The sequence below is a fragment of the Pseudomonas sp. MIL9 genome, assembly GCF_016887925.1.
Taxonomy (GTDB): Bacteria; Pseudomonadota; Gammaproteobacteria; order Pseudomonadales; family Pseudomonadaceae; genus Aquipseudomonas; species Aquipseudomonas mohnii.
This window is the reverse complement of the sequence record NZ_JAFEHE010000004.1, coordinates 148,121-162,784: the sequence shown is the minus strand read 5'-3', so window position 1 is coordinate 162,784 and position 14,664 is coordinate 148,121. Positions and strand designations below refer to the sequence as shown.

General features: G+C 59.7%; 10 protein-coding genes and 2 pseudogenes. 9 read left to right on the top strand and 3 right to left on the bottom strand.

Annotated elements, in window-relative coordinates; genetic code table 11:
* From JQF37_RS05250 to JQF37_RS05225, 7 genes and pseudogenes are all read left to right on the top strand, one after another.
* A complete protein-coding gene (locus JQF37_RS05250) occupies nucleotides 1-1,365 on the top strand; it encodes a PelD GGDEF domain-containing protein (RefSeq protein ID WP_223272606.1) in 1,365 nt (454 codons plus the stop codon).
* Complete coding sequence (locus tag JQF37_RS05245) at nucleotides 1,343-2,332, top strand: HEAT repeat domain-containing protein (protein ID WP_090467081.1); 990 nt, start codon at nucleotides 1,343-1,345, stop codon at nucleotides 2,330-2,332. The genes JQF37_RS05250 and JQF37_RS05245 overlap by 23 nt, the downstream gene beginning before the upstream one ends.
* On the top strand, nucleotides 2,329-3,843 hold the full coding sequence (gene pelF / locus JQF37_RS05240; RefSeq protein WP_130203844.1) for a GT4 family glycosyltransferase PelF: 1,515 nt from the start codon (nucleotides 2,329-2,331) through the stop codon (nucleotides 3,841-3,843). The genes JQF37_RS05245 and pelF overlap by 4 nt, the downstream gene beginning before the upstream one ends.
* Nucleotides 3,844-5,214 carry an exopolysaccharide Pel transporter PelG gene (gene pelG, locus JQF37_RS05235; RefSeq protein ID WP_130203845.1) on the top strand — a complete coding sequence of 457 codons (1,371 nt, stop codon included), beginning with the start codon at nucleotides 3,844-3,846 and terminating at the stop codon, nucleotides 5,212-5,214.
* A 453-nt stretch (nucleotides 5,215-5,667) separates the two neighbouring features.
* Entirely contained in the window at nucleotides 5,668-5,919 is a 252-nt protein-coding gene (locus JQF37_RS05230; protein WP_047537250.1) for a DUF2790 domain-containing protein, read from the top strand.
* Between the two features lie 476 nt (nucleotides 5,920-6,395).
* Nucleotides 6,396-6,518: pseudogene (mhpB, locus tag JQF37_RS31300) on the top strand (3-carboxyethylcatechol 2,3-dioxygenase); the annotation flags it as partial.
* A 1-nt stretch (nucleotide 6,519) separates the two neighbouring features.
* Nucleotides 6,520-6,636, top strand: a pseudogene (locus tag JQF37_RS05225) (2-keto-4-pentenoate hydratase); the annotation flags it as partial.
* A gap of 141 nt (nucleotides 6,637-6,777) precedes the next feature.
* On the opposite strand, the gene JQF37_RS05220 reads toward JQF37_RS05225, so the two are convergent.
* The 3 genes from JQF37_RS05220 to JQF37_RS05210 form a co-directional block, all read right to left on the bottom strand.
* A complete protein-coding gene (locus JQF37_RS05220) occupies nucleotides 6,778-7,527 on the bottom strand; it encodes an ABC transporter substrate-binding protein (protein ID WP_130203846.1) in 750 nt (249 codons plus the stop codon).
* Nucleotides 7,528-7,910: 383 nt separating this feature from the next.
* Nucleotides 7,911-8,840, bottom strand: coding sequence for an OmpA family protein (locus JQF37_RS05215; RefSeq protein WP_223272607.1), 930 nt, complete (start codon nucleotides 8,838-8,840; stop codon nucleotides 7,911-7,913).
* Between the two features lie 23 nt (nucleotides 8,841-8,863).
* Nucleotides 8,864-9,688: a MotA/TolQ/ExbB proton channel family protein gene (locus JQF37_RS05210; RefSeq protein ID WP_130203847.1), complete on the bottom strand. Its 825-nt coding sequence runs from the start codon at nucleotides 9,686-9,688 to the stop codon at nucleotides 8,864-8,866.
* A gap of 323 nt (nucleotides 9,689-10,011) precedes the next feature.
* Between JQF37_RS05210 and JQF37_RS05205 the strand changes: the two genes are divergently transcribed.
* Together JQF37_RS05205 and JQF37_RS05200 are read left to right on the top strand one after the other, a co-directional pair.
* The gene (locus JQF37_RS05205) at nucleotides 10,012-11,064 is read left to right on the top strand and encodes a flagellin (protein ID WP_130203848.1); all 1,053 of its coding nucleotides are present in this window, start codon (nucleotides 10,012-10,014) and stop codon (nucleotides 11,062-11,064) included.
* A 170-nt stretch (nucleotides 11,065-11,234) separates the two neighbouring features.
* Nucleotides 11,235-14,636: a tetratricopeptide repeat protein gene (locus JQF37_RS05200; protein ID WP_130203849.1), complete on the top strand. Its 3,402-nt coding sequence runs from the start codon at nucleotides 11,235-11,237 to the stop codon at nucleotides 14,634-14,636.
* Nucleotides 14,637-14,664 lie beyond the last annotated feature (28 nt).

Genomic DNA, 14,664 nt, shown 5'->3' with positions numbered 1-14,664 from the left:
ATGAATTCTCCACACATGGATTACAGCCTGGCGCCTCGCGCCAGCGGCCCGGTGTCTTGGCTGGAAACGTTCCTGGTGACCGGCCTGGCGATCGGCCTCGGCTTGTGGCTGACGCCGCAAGACCCGATGCAAATGCACGGTGGGTTCCCCTGGCCGATCCTGGCGCCGCTGCTGTTGGGTGTGCGTTACGGATTTGTCCGCGGTTTGCTCAGCGCCGTGTTGTTGGTCATGGCGGTGTTCGCGCTGCGCTACAGCGGCCACGCCGGTTATGCAGAGCTTGAGCCGTCCTGGATTGTTGGCGTGCTGGTCTGCGGGATGTTGGTGGGCGAGGTGCGCGATCTGTGGGAACGCCGACTGGAGCGTCTGCAGATGGCCAACGATTATCGTCAATATCGACTCGATGAATTCACTCGCGCGCATCAGATTCTGCGGGTCTCCCACGATCTGCTGGAACAGCGTGTGGCGGGCAGTGACCAAAGCTTGCGCAGCTCGTTGCTGGGCCTGCGCGAAAAACTGCGGGTGATGCCGGAGGAAGGCGATGCGCTGGGTGCATTGGCCGACCCGATCGTGGCGGTGCTGGGGCAATACGGTGCGCTGCGGGTAGCCGGTTTGTATCGCGTGGACGATCACGCCGGCCACCTGTTGCCCAAGCCGTTGGCGACCATCGGGGTCATGGGGGATCTGGACACCGAAGACGGGCTGGTCAAGCTGTGCCTGGAGCGCGGCGAGCTGGTGAGCGTGCGCCAGGAACTGATCGATGCCGGCGGTTCGGCGCAATTCTCGTCATTGCAGGCGTGTATTCCGTTAATCGATGCCGAGGGCCGTTTGTTGGCGGTGCTGGCTGTACGGCACATGCCGTTCTTCGCTTTCCAGGATCGCACCCTGAGCCTGTTGGCGCTGCTGGCCGGGCATATCGCCGACCTGTTGCTGCGCGACACGCAGGTGCTGCAATTGGTCAATGCCGATGCGCAGCACTTCACACTGCAACTCAAGCGTTCGCTGGCGGACGTCGAGCAGCACAAGTTGTCGGCCGGCCTGTTCGCCTTTGAAATGACCCGGGCCAACGAAGAGCTGACACGCTTGCTGGAGCGCAGTCAGCGCGGTCTGGATTTGCACCTGCCGCTGCGCAACAACCGCGACCATCAGCTGCTGCTGGTGCTTTTGCCGTTGACCAGCCCGCAGGGCACCGAAGGTTATCTGTCCCGCATCAACCTGCTGATACACGAACACTTTGGCATTGAGAGTGACATGGACAGCCTCGGCGTACGGGTCATGCCTTTCAACCTGGAGCCTGGTGAACACAACGGGCTGCGTAACTTCCTGTTCAACGAGTGTGGTCTGAATGATCAGCAAGTGGCTGTTTAGCGGAGCCTTGTTGTTAGAGGCAGGCAGTTGGACCAGTCTGTGGGTGGACGTGCCCGAGGTGCAGCAACTGCTGGTGTTCACCCTCACTCATGGTCTGGCCTGCGTGATGCTGTGCGCGGCGGTGTGGCTGCTGTTGCCGGCGCGGTATCGTTCGCCGCTGCCTTGGAGCCCGCTGTTCATTTTCAGCATGGCGTTCTTTGTCCCTGTGCTCGGCACGGTGGGCGTGGTTGCAGCGATTTTTCCGGCGCTGTACCTGCCACGCAAACGCGACAAGCAAGCCTGGCAAGCGGTCGGCATTCCGAGCCTGCCATATCGGGCGCAACAGCAACTGCATAAACCGATTTTTGCCGACGGCGGTTTGCAGGACGTGCTGCGCCATGCGCCCGACCCCGATCAGCGTCTGGCCGCTCTATTGGCGACGCGACGCATGCGCGGCAAGGAAGCGGTACCGATCCTCAAACTGGCACTGGGCGACCCGAGCGATGATGTGCGCTTGCTGGCGTATTCGATGCTGGACAAACAGGAAAGCGATATCAATTTGCATATCCAGATCGCCCTTGGCCAACTGAACGGCGCAAAGGGCAAAGCCGCCGGCGTGCTGCATGGCACGCTGGCGCGCTGGTACTGGGAGCTGGCGTACCTGGGGCTGGCGCAAGGCAGCGTACTCGAGCACGTGCTCAATCAGGCCAGCGAGCATGCCGAGCAGGGCCTGGAAGCGGGTGAGGGCGGTGAATTGTTTCTGCTGGCCGGGCGCATTGCCCTGGAGCGTGGTGATATCGCGCGTGCCGAAGTGTTGCTCCAGGAAGCCCAGGACAACGGTATGGGGGCGGCGCAGATTCTGCCTTTCCAGGCCGAGCTGGCGTTCGAGGCGGGTCGTTATCGCGAGATTCCCGGGTTGCTGGCGAGCCTCCCCGAGAAAACCCGTCAGCGACCCCCCTTCGCTGACCTGGTGAGGAGCTGGACATGAGTCACAAGCAAGAGGCACCGATGGCCGACATCTGCCTGCTGCTCGAAGGCACTTGGCCTTATGTGCGCGGCGGCGTGTCGAGCTGGATTCACCAGATGATCCTCGGTCTGCCGGAACTGACGTTTTCGGTGATGTTCATTGGCGGACAGCGTTCGGCGTATTCGCAGCGACGTTATCAAGTGCCGGCGAATGTACTGCACATCGAAGAAGTCTTTCTCGAAGACGCCACTCATCCGACCGACACCCGAGGCACGCCACGGGACGCCGATCTGCAACAGTTGCAGGATTTGTATCGCTTCCTGCATCACCCGGACGCGCCGGAGCCCGAACTGGGTGAGCGCTTGCTCGACAACATCGCCCAGGGCCGTCTGACCCTCGACGATGTGCTGCGCAGCCGCGCCAGTTGGGAGGCGTTGAGCGAAGGTTATCGCCTGCATTGCGCAGACCCGTCCTTCATCAACTATTTCTGGACCCTGCGCTCGATGCAGTCGCCTTTGCTGATGCTCGCCGAGGCGTCGCGCAAGATGCCCCGGGCGCGGGTGCTGCATTCGATTTCCACCGGTTACGCCGGGCTGTTGGGCTGCATTCTCAAGCAACGCTGGAACTGTTCCTACCTGCTCAGCGAGCACGGGATCTATACCAAGGAGCGCAAGATCGATCTGGCCCAGGCCAGCTGGATCGCCGAGAGTTCCGGCCAGGCGTTGAACCGCAGCCTCGATGCCGGCTCGGGTTACATCCGTACCTTATGGGTGCGTTTCTTCGAGCGCATCGGGCAACTGACCTACAACAGCGCCGACAGCATCATTTCGCTGTATGACGGTAACCGACAGCGGCAAATCAAGGACGGCGCCGATCCGGTCCGCACCCGGGTCATTCCCAACGGTATTGACCTGCCGCAATGGACCGCCGCCCTCGAATCCCGAGCTCCCGGCATCGCGCCGGTAGTGGGTTTGATCGGGCGTGTGGTGCCGATCAAGGACGTCAAGACCTTCCTGCGGGCGATGCGCGGGGTGATCAGTGCCATGCCCCAGGCCGAAGGCTGGATCGTCGGTCCGGAAGAGGAAGACCCGGAATATGTCAGCGAATGCCGCAGCCTGATGGCCAGTCTCGGGTTGGAGGGCAAGGTGCGTTTCCTGGGCTTCCAGCGCATCCAGGACATCCTGCCGCAACTGGGCTTGATGGTGCTGACCTCGATCAGCGAAGCGCAACCGCTGGTGATTCTCGAAGCCTGGGCCGCCGGTACGCCGGTCGTCAGCAGCGACGTGGGTTCCTGCCGCGAGCTGATCGAAGGCGGCAGTGTCGAAGACCGCGACCTCGGCCTGGCCGGCAAAGTGGTTGCGATTGCCGACCCGCAAGCCACCAGCGTGGCGATCCTCGAACTGCTGCGCAGCCCGCAACGCTGGGAAGCTGCACAGGCCAGCGGCTTGCTGCGGGTCAATCGCTACTACACCGAAGCCTTGATGCTGCAGCGTTATCGCGACTTGTATCAAGCCGCCATGGAGAACAGTTAAATGGCCGGGATTGGCTTCGAACTACGCAAGATCCTGTCGCGCGATTCCTACACCGCGACTTTGCACGCTTACGTCTACGCCGGACTGATCAGCTCCGGGCCCTGGGTGCTGTCGATCATCAGCGTGATGCTGGTGGGCATCATCAGCCTGGGCCTGTTGCTGCCGAATGTGCTGGTCGGGCAGTTTCTGGTGACGGTGACGTACCTGATGGCCAGCTCGCTGATTCTCACGGGCGGTCTGCAACTGTTCTTCACCCGATTCGTTTCCGACCGGTTGTTCGAGCACAAGTACGAGCAGATTCTGCCCAACCTGCTGGGCGTGCTGTTGCTGGTGACCGTCGGTGCCGGGGTGTTGGGAATCGTGGTGCTGAGCCTGTTGTTCGACCAGCCGCTGATCTACCGGTTGCTGGTGCTGTCGAACTTCGTGGTGTTGTGCAACTTGTGGCTGGTGATCATCTTTCTTTCAGGGATGAAGGCCTACAACCGCATCCTGCTGGTGATGCTGGTGGGTTACACGCTGATGGTCGCCAGTGCCTACCTGCTGAGCTTCCTGCAGATGCCGGGCTTGTTGCTGGCGTTGCTGATCGGGCACAGCACGCTGCTGTTTCTGTTTCTCTACGACATCTTGCGTGAGTACCGCGCGGAGAAGCTGATCGCCTTCGACTTCCTGCAACGCCGCCAGGTGTTTCTCAGCCTGCTGGCGACCGGGTTCTTCTACAACTTCGGTATCTGGATCGACAAATTCCTGTTCTGGTTCAACCCCGGTACCTCGAACCTCGTCGTCGGCCCCCTGCGTGCGTCGATCCTGTATGACTTGCCGATCTTCCTCGCGTACCTGGCGATCATTCCCGGAATGGCGGTCTTCCTGGTGCGCATCGAAACCGATTTTGCCGAGTGGTACGACCGCCTGTTCCGGGCCATCCGCGAAGGCGAAACCCTGCAACACATCGGTTCGCTGAAAACCGAAATGACCTTGTCGATCCGCCAGGGCCTGCTGGAAATCTGCAAGGTACAGGGATTGACGGTGGTGCTGCTGTTCCTGTTCGCTCCGCGCTTGCTGGATTGGCTGGGCATTTCCAGTTACTACCTGCCGCTGTTCTACATCGACCTGATCGGTGTGAGTATCCAGGTGGTGTTCATGGCGCTGCTCAACGTGTTTTTCTACCTCGACAAACGCGCCGTGGTGCTGGAACTGTGCGTGATTTTCGCGGTGCTGAACGCCGGGTTGACCCTGCTCAGCATGCACCTGGGGCCGAGCTTCTTCGGTTATGGCTTTACCCTGTCATTGCTGGTTTGCGTGTTGCTGGGGTTGCACCGGTTGTCCACGGCACTGGAAGACCTCGAGTACGACACCTTTATGCTGTCGCGCTGAAATACTTTCGAGGCGCTGAAAAGGCACTGGCGATCATCGTCAGTGCCTTTTTTTTTATTGGGCGTGGTTGCATCCGATGACAGGCCTTGTGAGCCACGATACCGACGCAAGACGACTTGCTCCGGCCACTCCTTGATGGACCGTTCAAGCCGGCTACAGCACTTCATGGCGCGAATGCGGGTCCGACATTGCCACTCAGAATGCCCGGCCGGTGGGAATAAACCCCAGCGCGGTAGAGGCTGCCGATTATTACCGTTTTTCCAATAATGCATTTCAGTCTTTGGTCTTTATCAAAAACACCACCGGAATAAAATGGGCCCAGCTTCCAAACAAAGCCACGAAGCGCAAGCTCATAGGGGTCCAAGCAAACCACCCTGCCGCGCATCGTAGAGCCTTCGGCCTTATTTATTCCGACTGAAGACGTGAATCGTTTGCATCGTTGGGACACTTGAAATGAAATTGTTTAAGACATTGATTGCTGCTTCTTTTGTAATGCTGGGTAGCCAAATGGCTTTTGCCGATCAGTCTGCGGTAGAGCAATACACCTACGGCTCTCACCTCGACATCGCCAAAGTGATTCACATGGACGCCGTTCCCGATGACGTCTGCGCCGTGGTCCCTCTGCAGATGACTTACCTGGACCACCAGGGTCAGCAACACGTCATGCAATACAGCGCAATGGGTAACGGTTGCTCAGGCAACTAACCGAGTCCCGACAAAGCCTGCCCGTGGCAGGTTTGTTCAAACGCCCCAATGGGGCAGGCCGGGGGAAGATCCCGGCATCTTTGAAACGCCTGTGTCCATGATGCAGGCCAACCCCGCCCAGTGCGGGGTTTTTCATTTTTGGAAGGTAGCGCTCAGTGATGGGCTATCCAGGGTGAACCCGGCGCTACTGGAAACGGTCAGGGGTCGACGCCCTGAAGACAACCGGTTACTACCACGCCTGCGATGCCCCACGCATCGGCGGTGACAACGCAGTAGCCGGTAGATACGTCATTCCCCTCCCTCACGGACATCAAATCCTCAACGCCCCCCACTGTGCAATTTTCGTGCGCTGACGGGATAGCGCGGTGTTTCAGTGGACTGTTCGTTTTTTAGCGCGGACTTATGCTCAGGGTCCAATCAATCACGAACATTCCAGTGATTCCCATGGATCAGTTGGTCGTGACAGTGAGAGTGAAATGAGCGCCTATCTACATTGCCTATCGCATACACCATTGATGGGGCATGTGGACCCTGCTGCAGCCGTTCTGGATGAGGTCGCCAGCGTCGTCGAGGCGGCCCGGCAGCGCATCGCGGCCTTCCGGCGACATCATCCTCACTGGCGCTCTCGGGCCAATGGTGGGGGGGCGCGTGGGCGATCGTTTCGAGGCCGTGATCGAAGGCATAGGCCAGGTCGCAGTCAATTTTTCGGCCGAGTGATCGGCAGGCTCAACGTTAAGAGCACATCACCATGAGCGTGAAGCCGTATGGGAGGGCATGCGGCTTCGGTTGAGCAACGTCCCGCAAATGATGCATCAGACTGGCTAAATCGTTCTGCGGGCTTGCGCGGGTTCCGCGCTTTCATTGCCCGATGGGGGGATTGTATCGATCCTGGATGCGCTTTAGCTCGCCCGAGCGGCGCATCTGCTCCAGGGCGTTGGCCCAGGACGCCACCTTTTCGTCTTCACAGTCGCGGCTGAAGGCGATGTACAGCGATGAGCGATAGAGCTCGATGGGAACCTGCCGCAGTGTGCCAGGGGCGATGTTCAACTGGCGGCTGTAGTAAGCCACCCCCGCAGCGGTGTCGCCTATGATGATGTCCGTGCGCCCGGCCAACAGCATGAGATAGAGCTGCAGGCTCTCGGTTGCACTTTTTTCGAGGCTGTTGAAGCCCCGCGACTGCAGAGTCTCGGGTATCAGGCCGGCATGTCTCGTCGTGATTTTTGGGGCGCGCAAAAGCTGATCCAAGGTATTGACCGGGTGTTGCGCATTGGCTAACTGATAGGGGTGAATGGACTCTTCCACGATCGGTCCGACCCACTTGTATAACGGTTCGCGCTCCGCCGTGCGGAACAGGGAATACATGATGGTCCTGGGCCGGGCATTTAATGCGTGGGTGCTTCGCATACTGGGCAGCAGCACCACCTCAAAGTCATCTCCGGTCAGCGCCATTATTCCCCGAACGATCTCCGTGGCCATGCCGGTGAGCTGATGGTTCTCAAGGTAATTGTATGGCGCCCACTCTTCAGTAACGATCCGATACGGCTCAGCCCAGACGCGAGTGCCAAGCAACAGGCCGAGCAGCGCGGCCATAAGTTTCGAATGTTTCACGTGTTCTGCCTGGTGGGCTGTTCGATGATCAAGGGTGGATCTGATTAAAAAGGGTGTAGTCAGTATAAACCCTGACACACCTCAAACACCTGATTCAGTCCCGTCAATACGGCGATTGATACATACGAACCGGCACGCATGGCACGCTCTTTACAAGCGCGTTTAGAGGATTGGCTCTTCGGTATCGGTTCGGACAAGTAGTGACCGTCCGTTTGTGGCCGGCTCCGTTGAAAAAGTCGGACATCCAAAACGGTCTGATCATTGACTGGTGAAAACGCTTTTTTTTACGCGTTGCTGCGTGAAGTCTGCGTCTGCAAACCTCTGCCGATCGTGAAGGTTTCAATTTCGGACGCGTACCTTTTTACCCGCGGTTAACTCAAGTTTCAGCGTTCCAGAATCAATTCCACCCGGCGGTTGATGGCGCGCCCTTTGGCTGTTGTGTTGTCGCCCAGGGGACGGGTGTCTGCGTAGCCGACGGCTGTGAGGCGATCACTCTTGATACCGTTGCTTTGAAGGTAACGCACGACGCTGCCGGCGCGGGCGCCGGAGAGCTCCCAGTTGGAGGGGAAACGTGAGCTGCGAATATCCTGTGTATCGGTGTGGCCAGCGACAATGACTTTGTGCGGGACGCTGTCGAGTACCGGTATCAGGTGTTGCAGGACTCTCAGGCCGCCCAGGTTGAGGTCGGATTGGCCGGAGGGGAAGAGGATTTCACTGCTGATCCGGAAGCTGATGGTGCTTTCGCTGGTGACGACTTCAATATCACTGCCCAGTTTGTCCAGCGGCAGTTCTTTGAGCAGCTCATCAACACTTGGTTTAGCGGGAGCGGGGGGTGTGGGTTGTTCTGCAATGGCGGGTTCGGGCGCTGGAGCCTCAGTCGTTGCGGCGACTGATGTGGCGGCTTCCAGTGATGCCATTTCAGTTGAGGTGATCGTCTCCGGTGTCGGTTCCGGTTCGATCGGTGTTTTGGCCTGCGGCACGAGCAATAAAGCTCCTGGGGGATCCAGTTGGGTCAGGTTTTTGCCACTGAAGATCGGGTTCAGGTTGAGGTCGGTCTTGCGGGTGTGGTCATGGCCCTTGCCAGCCATGGCCAGCATTGCCATGGTGACCACTAGCAACAGCGTCATCATGTCCAGATAGGTCATCATCCAAGCCTCGCCCCCGGCGTCGTCCACTGGGGGGATGCCGGCAACCGCGGCCGCCGTTGCGGTTTTGCGTTTCAGACCGCGATGATTCTGGCGCGCCTGCATGAGCTCGACTTCGAGGGCTCGCTGACGGGCCAGCCAGTGCTGATGGTCGGCCAGAACGTCCACTGAGGCGGCGCGGTGGGAAGGCCTCATGCTCGCGAGTTCCACTTGAGGGGTATCAGTTTACGGCTTGGGCGAACGGGTTCGTCACGCAATTCGTTCTGATGCTCGGCGACGAAGGATTTCAGCGTTTCACGCATCAGGCCCGGGCTGCGTTTGTTGGACATCATGGAAATGCCTTGCAGGATCATGTTCATCAACACCACCCGCTGTTCAGTACGGCGCTCCAGTTTGACCGCGACGGGTTTGAACACCAGGTTGGCGAACAGCACCCCGTAAAGGGTGGTCATGAGGCCTACGGCCATTTGCCTGCCAATGGTCACCATGTCGCCATCGCCGAGTACGAACATGAGGTTCACCAACCCCACCAGCGTACCCAGCATGCCGAAGGCCGGGGCATAGCTGGCCATGACCCGAAACAGCTGTGCTTCGGCGTGTTCTTTGGCGCGCAGCCGGGAAATTCGCCATTGCAGCAGCTCAAGGATGTCGTCTTCGGGTGTCTTGTCGATCACCAATTGCACACCGGAGCGCAGGAAGGGATTTTTGACTTGATCCAGTGCCTCCTCAACCGCTCGCAAGTCGCCGTCAACCCACAGACGCGACAGGCTGACCAGTTCATCGATGTCCTCCTGGGTGTACTCGCGCTCGTTGCAAATGACGGTCTTGATCAGGCTGAAGATGCGCAGCACTTCGCCCAGCGGATAGCTGATGAAGGTCGCGGCAAACGTGCCGACGACCACAATGCCCAGGCTCGGCATATCAATGAACAATCCGGGTTGTTGCGCGCAGACCACCAGTAGAACCGCCAGCAGTAAAAGGCTGGCGAGCATACCGATCAGGGTCGAGGGGTTCATGCAGCACTCCTTGAAACAGCACTCGGCACCCACGCCGAGGGCGTGGGTGCGATTGAGATAAAGGGAGGCTTTATAACTTGGCGCGGGGGGATTCAAATCCGTTAATACAGCCACATTCCCTGGCGAAATCAGCATTACGGGAAATGGCTGGCGGGGCGCAGGGCCGCAGAATGGCGTGTGTGAAAATTTTTTGAGGGCCGGCTAAAGGTGGGTGATCGGGTCGCCGATGTTCGCAATGTCTGTACGGTAACGGCGCTGAAAGTAACGGGTGCCGGACTCTGATTTTGTCATAAGCACTTCACCCACGAGAAGGAACTGCAAAAATGTCAGTTATCAATACCAACATCACCTCGATGATCGCTCAACAAAACCTGAACTCCTCGGAGGACAGCCTGAGCACCTCGATCGAACGCCTGTCGTCCGGCCTGAAAATCAACAGCGCCTCCGATGACGCCGCCGGCCAGGCGATCGCCAACCGCATGACCTCGCAGATCACCGGTCTGGAACAAGCGAGCAGCAACGCCAGCGACGGTATCTCCCTGGCGCAGACCACTGAAGGCGCGCTGGACCAGGTGAACGACAACCTGCAGCGTATCCGTGAGCTGTCGGTGCAAGCGTCCAACGGCACCAACTCCCAGTCCGACTTGCAATCGATCCAGGACGAGATCACCCAGCGTCTGGACGAGATCGACCGTATCTCCGAGCAAACCGCGTTCAACGGCGTGGACGTGCTGTCCAAAGACCAGACCATCACCATCCAGGTCGGCGCCAACGATGGCGAAACCATCGACATCAAACTCAGCGAAGTCAATGCCAAGACCCTGGGCCTGAGCAACTTCAACGTGAACGGCTACGACACCACCCTGACCGCCAGCACGCTGTCGGATTCCTCGGGCACCGCGATCACGTCGACCAATACCAGCTATGTCGACAAGTCCGGCACCACCGTCAGCGGCGGCACGCTGTCCACCGACGCCGACGGCGACTACTTCCTGACCGTAGGCGGCAAGACCTACGCAGCCGAAGTGACCCTGACCACCAGCGGCACCACCACCTCGGCGAGCATCAGCATCGACACCGACAACGCGGTGACCAAGAAGTCCACCGGCACCCTGACCACCCTCGACAACGCCCTGAATACGGTGGACTCGATGCGTTCGGACCTGGGTGCGGTGCAAAACCGGTTCGACTCGGCGATTACCAACATCTCGACCACCACCACCAACCTGACGTCCGCCCGTTCGGGTATCCAGGACGTGGACTACGCCACCGAAGTGTCGGCCATGACCAGTGCCCAGATCCTGCAACAGGCAGGTACATCGGTATTGGCCCAAGCCAACTCCATGCCGGAGCAAATGCTGTCGCTGCTGCAATAATCGCGACGGCGCGGTACGAAGGGGCCAGCTCACGCTGCGCCCCTTTTTTGCGTGTGTTCGCCGCACAATATTTGGTAATCGCTGCATTGCGAGGGCTTTATCCGGGCTTTGCCGAGGAGGGGCGCGCGATAGCATTTCGCGCAGACTCTTTTTCACAAGGCCACTCCTGAATGTCCAGATCCCCGCGTCCCGGCTCGCACAAACACGCCGCCCCGCCCACGCTGGCCCAGGCGCGACGGCTCAGCCAGCAGCGCCCCCACGACCCGCGCGTGTGGAAAGACCTGGGCGACTTGCAATTGCACAGCCATCCCGAACAGGCGCTGGCCAGTTTCGAGCAGGCCCTGCGCCTGTCGCCCGACGAGCCCCAGGCCCTGGAGCGGGTGGCCAAGGCCGCGCAAAAGCTCGGCCACGCGGATCGCGCCCTGGAACTTGTCCACAGGGCGCTGCGGATCAATCCGGATTTCGCCGTCGGCCATCACCGTCTGGCCACGCTGTATTTCGAGCAAGGCCAGTTCGCCAACGCTTTGCCGTCCATCGAACGCGCGTTGGCGTTAATGCCCCATGACTGCCGCATGCTGTCGCGCAAAGGCTTGATCCTCAATCGCCTGGAACGCCACGGCGAAGCCATTGCGGTGTTCGACAAGCTGATCGAACGAGAGCCGGGGGATTACAGTCACTGGAACAATGCGGCCAACCTTTACAAGGACATCGGTCAGTTGGCCAAGGCCGATAAGTACTATCAAAAGGCGGTGTCGCTGGCCAGGCGCAAGGATGTGCTGCCGTACTCCAATCGTCTGACGTCGCTGCACTATGATCCTGACCGCAGCCGCGACTATATCTTCGAGGTCTGCAAGGAGTGGCAGTCACGCTTCGGTCCGAAATCCGTTCCCGCACGACCCGACGTGCAGGACCGTGCGTTGAACCGCTGCCTGCGCATAGGTCTGGTGTCCGACGGTTTGCGCCAGCATCCGGTGGGCAACATGATCGTGGGTGTGCTGGAAAAATTGCCGCGTCATCAGTTTGAATTGTTCGCCTACAGCACCAGCCAGGCCAGTGATCATCTGACCCTGCGCATTCAGGCGACGGTTCATCAGTGGCTCGCGATCAAGCACATGGACGAGCACACGCTGGCCCAGCGCATTCGCGATGACCGGATCGATATCCTGATCGATCTGTGCGGCCATAACGCTGGTAATCGCATGGGCGCCATGGCGCTGCAACCGGCGCCGTTGCTGGTGAAGTGGGTGGGCGGGCTGATCAATACGACGGGGCTGGATGCGATCGATTATTTGCTCAGCGACAGTATTGAGTCGCCTGAAGGCGAGGATGCGTTCTACACCGAAAAACTCATCCGTCTGCCCGACGATTACATCTGTTACGACCCTCCGCCCTACACGCCCGACATCAAGCCATTGCCGGCGCTGGAGAGTGGCTTCATCACCTATGGGTGCTTCAATAACCCGACCAAGGTCAACGATGTCCTGCTGCTCCAGTGGGCCGAATTGATGCGGGCTACGCCGGATTCGCGCTTGCTGCTCAAGGGCGGGGCGTTCGGCAACAGTGAGCTGCGCGAGCATGTGCAGGCCGTAATGGCTGCCCAGGGAATTGCGCCTGAACGTGTGCTGGTCGAAGGGCCGGTCGGCCACAAATCCCTGCTCGAGACCTACAACCGCGTCGATATCGCACTTGACACCTGGCCCTATTCCGGCGGACTGACGACCTGCGAGGCGTTGTTGATGGGGGTGCCGGTGGTTACGCTGCCCGGCCCGACATTCGCCGGGCGCCACTCGGCCACCCACTTGGTCAATGCCGGGCTGCCAGAGCTGGTGGTTGACAGTTGGGATGAATACCGTCAGCGCGTCATCGGCCTGACGAGGGACCTGAACAGTCTCTCCCGCATTCGCGGCCACCTGCGCGATGTGCTGATGCGTTCGCCGGTCTGTGACAGTCAGCGCTTTGCGAGCCATTTCAGCACGGCCATGCGGGCAATCTGGCAGCGCTATTGCGAGGGCAAACCTACTGCCGCGTTGACGCTGAGCAAGGATGGGGGCGCCCGGTTCCAGGGCGAAGCCGAGGCAGTGGACATCCAGCACCCGGTTGAGCCAGTCAGGGAGGAGGGCTTCAGTTTCAAGTTTCAGGGCAAGATCGTCACGCTCGATCATGGCGCGACACTGGTGGCTTCGGCGCAGTTTGTCGCGCTACAAAAGCTGGGCGCCTTTTCGACGATAGCGTTCGACCCGGCCAGTCGCATCGATAATGCCAAGCAATTGGCACAACTCGGCGAGTTGCATTATTACCCGCATGCGGCACTGGGCAATGGCCAGGCGACCACTCTCTACGCGTGCCTCGATCCGATGATGACAGCGACGTTGGAACCTCTGGCCGCGCAACGTCCGGGTGCCCGCGTATTGGCCCAACTTGCGCTGCCGACCCTGAAGCTGGACGCGATCAATGGCTTGTCGTCCGTTGACTGGCTGGTGCTGGACAATCTGAACGACAGCCTCGCCGTCATTGATCACGGGCAACGGACACTGAGCGATACGCTGCTGGTGCAGGCACGCGTCAACTTTGCGCCGACCCATCGCCAGCAGCCCGATGTGGGCCTGATCAGCCAAAGCCTTGCTCGCCTGGGGTTTAGCTTTTATCGGTTGAATAAACTTCAACACGACAGCCACCGGCTGCAGGGTGAGAGTCCTGATCAACTTCAGGCCTCACATCTGGTCTGTGCCGATGCCTTGTTTCTGCCCGACTCGGCGCGTTTGGCGGCACTGTCGGACAACCAGCGGCTGAAGCTGGCGTTCATCCTGCACACGGTTTACGGCGCTCACGACGTCGCGACACAGCTTCTCAGCGCGCTCGACAGCGGTTTGGCCGAGCGGTACCTCAAGCATTGTCAGAACACGTCATCGGCCTCGATGCCCACATCAAACCAGGTCGAAGCGCTTGCCGCTCGACAAGATGATGGCTTGCGGGCGCCGATGCTGGAACCCCAGGTGACATTCCCGGAAGAGGTCGCCGCTTACCTGAAAACGATCTATGCAGAGGCCTCGGTGATTCTGGAGTACGGCAGCGGTGGTTCGACAATCATGGCCGCCAGAATGCCGGACAAGTCAGTGATTTCGGTCGAGAACGACGCCCGTTGGGCCAAGGACATGCAAGCCTGGATTGCCAGCGCTTCGCTGCCATCGCCACCGGTGATTTACCCGATCGATGTCGGCGAGACCGGCCCATGGGCGCGTCCGAAAAATGACCGGGCCTGGAAAAAATTCCACACCTATCCGCTGAAGGTTTGGGATGAACCGTTCTTCGAGCAACCGGATGTGGTCCTGATCGACGGGCGTTTTCGGATTGCCTGCTTCGTGACCGCCTACCTGCGGGCGACCAAACCGATGATCGTGCTGTTCGACGATTACCTCGATCGTCCTCACTATCACGTGGTCGAGCGGTTATTGGCACCGACCAGGTTCGTCGGTCGAATGGCGCGATTCGACCTGCGTCCTCTCGCAGAAATTCCTCGGTCAGAGCTGACCTGGCTGGTGGCCAGCTACAACGAGGTGGCCTACGCCCAGTGATCGTCAGACGCTGATGAACTGAGCCGTG

What these genes read in the sequence shown, in the direction of transcription:
- pelF (WP_130203844.1), top strand. Translation starts at nt 2,329, where the DNA reads ATGAGTCACAAGCAAGAGGCACCGATGGCCGACATCTGCCTGCTGCTC.
- JQF37_RS05210 (WP_130203847.1), bottom strand. Translation starts at nt 9,688, where the DNA reads ATGAACCCCTCGACCCTGATCGGTATGCTCGCCAGCCTTTTACTGCTG.
- pelG (WP_130203845.1), top strand. Translation starts at nt 3,844, where the DNA reads ATGGCCGGGATTGGCTTCGAACTACGCAAGATCCTGTCGCGCGATTCC.
- JQF37_RS05200 (WP_130203849.1), top strand. Translation starts at nt 11,235, where the DNA reads ATGTCCAGATCCCCGCGTCCCGGCTCGCACAAACACGCCGCCCCGCCC.
- JQF37_RS05230 (WP_047537250.1), top strand. Translation starts at nt 5,668, where the DNA reads ATGAAATTGTTTAAGACATTGATTGCTGCTTCTTTTGTAATGCTGGGT.
- JQF37_RS05250 (WP_223272606.1), top strand. Translation starts at nt 1, where the DNA reads ATGAATTCTCCACACATGGATTACAGCCTGGCGCCTCGCGCCAGCGGC.
- JQF37_RS05245 (WP_090467081.1), top strand. Translation starts at nt 1,343, where the DNA reads ATGATCAGCAAGTGGCTGTTTAGCGGAGCCTTGTTGTTAGAGGCAGGC.
- JQF37_RS05205 (WP_130203848.1), top strand. Translation starts at nt 10,012, where the DNA reads ATGTCAGTTATCAATACCAACATCACCTCGATGATCGCTCAACAAAAC.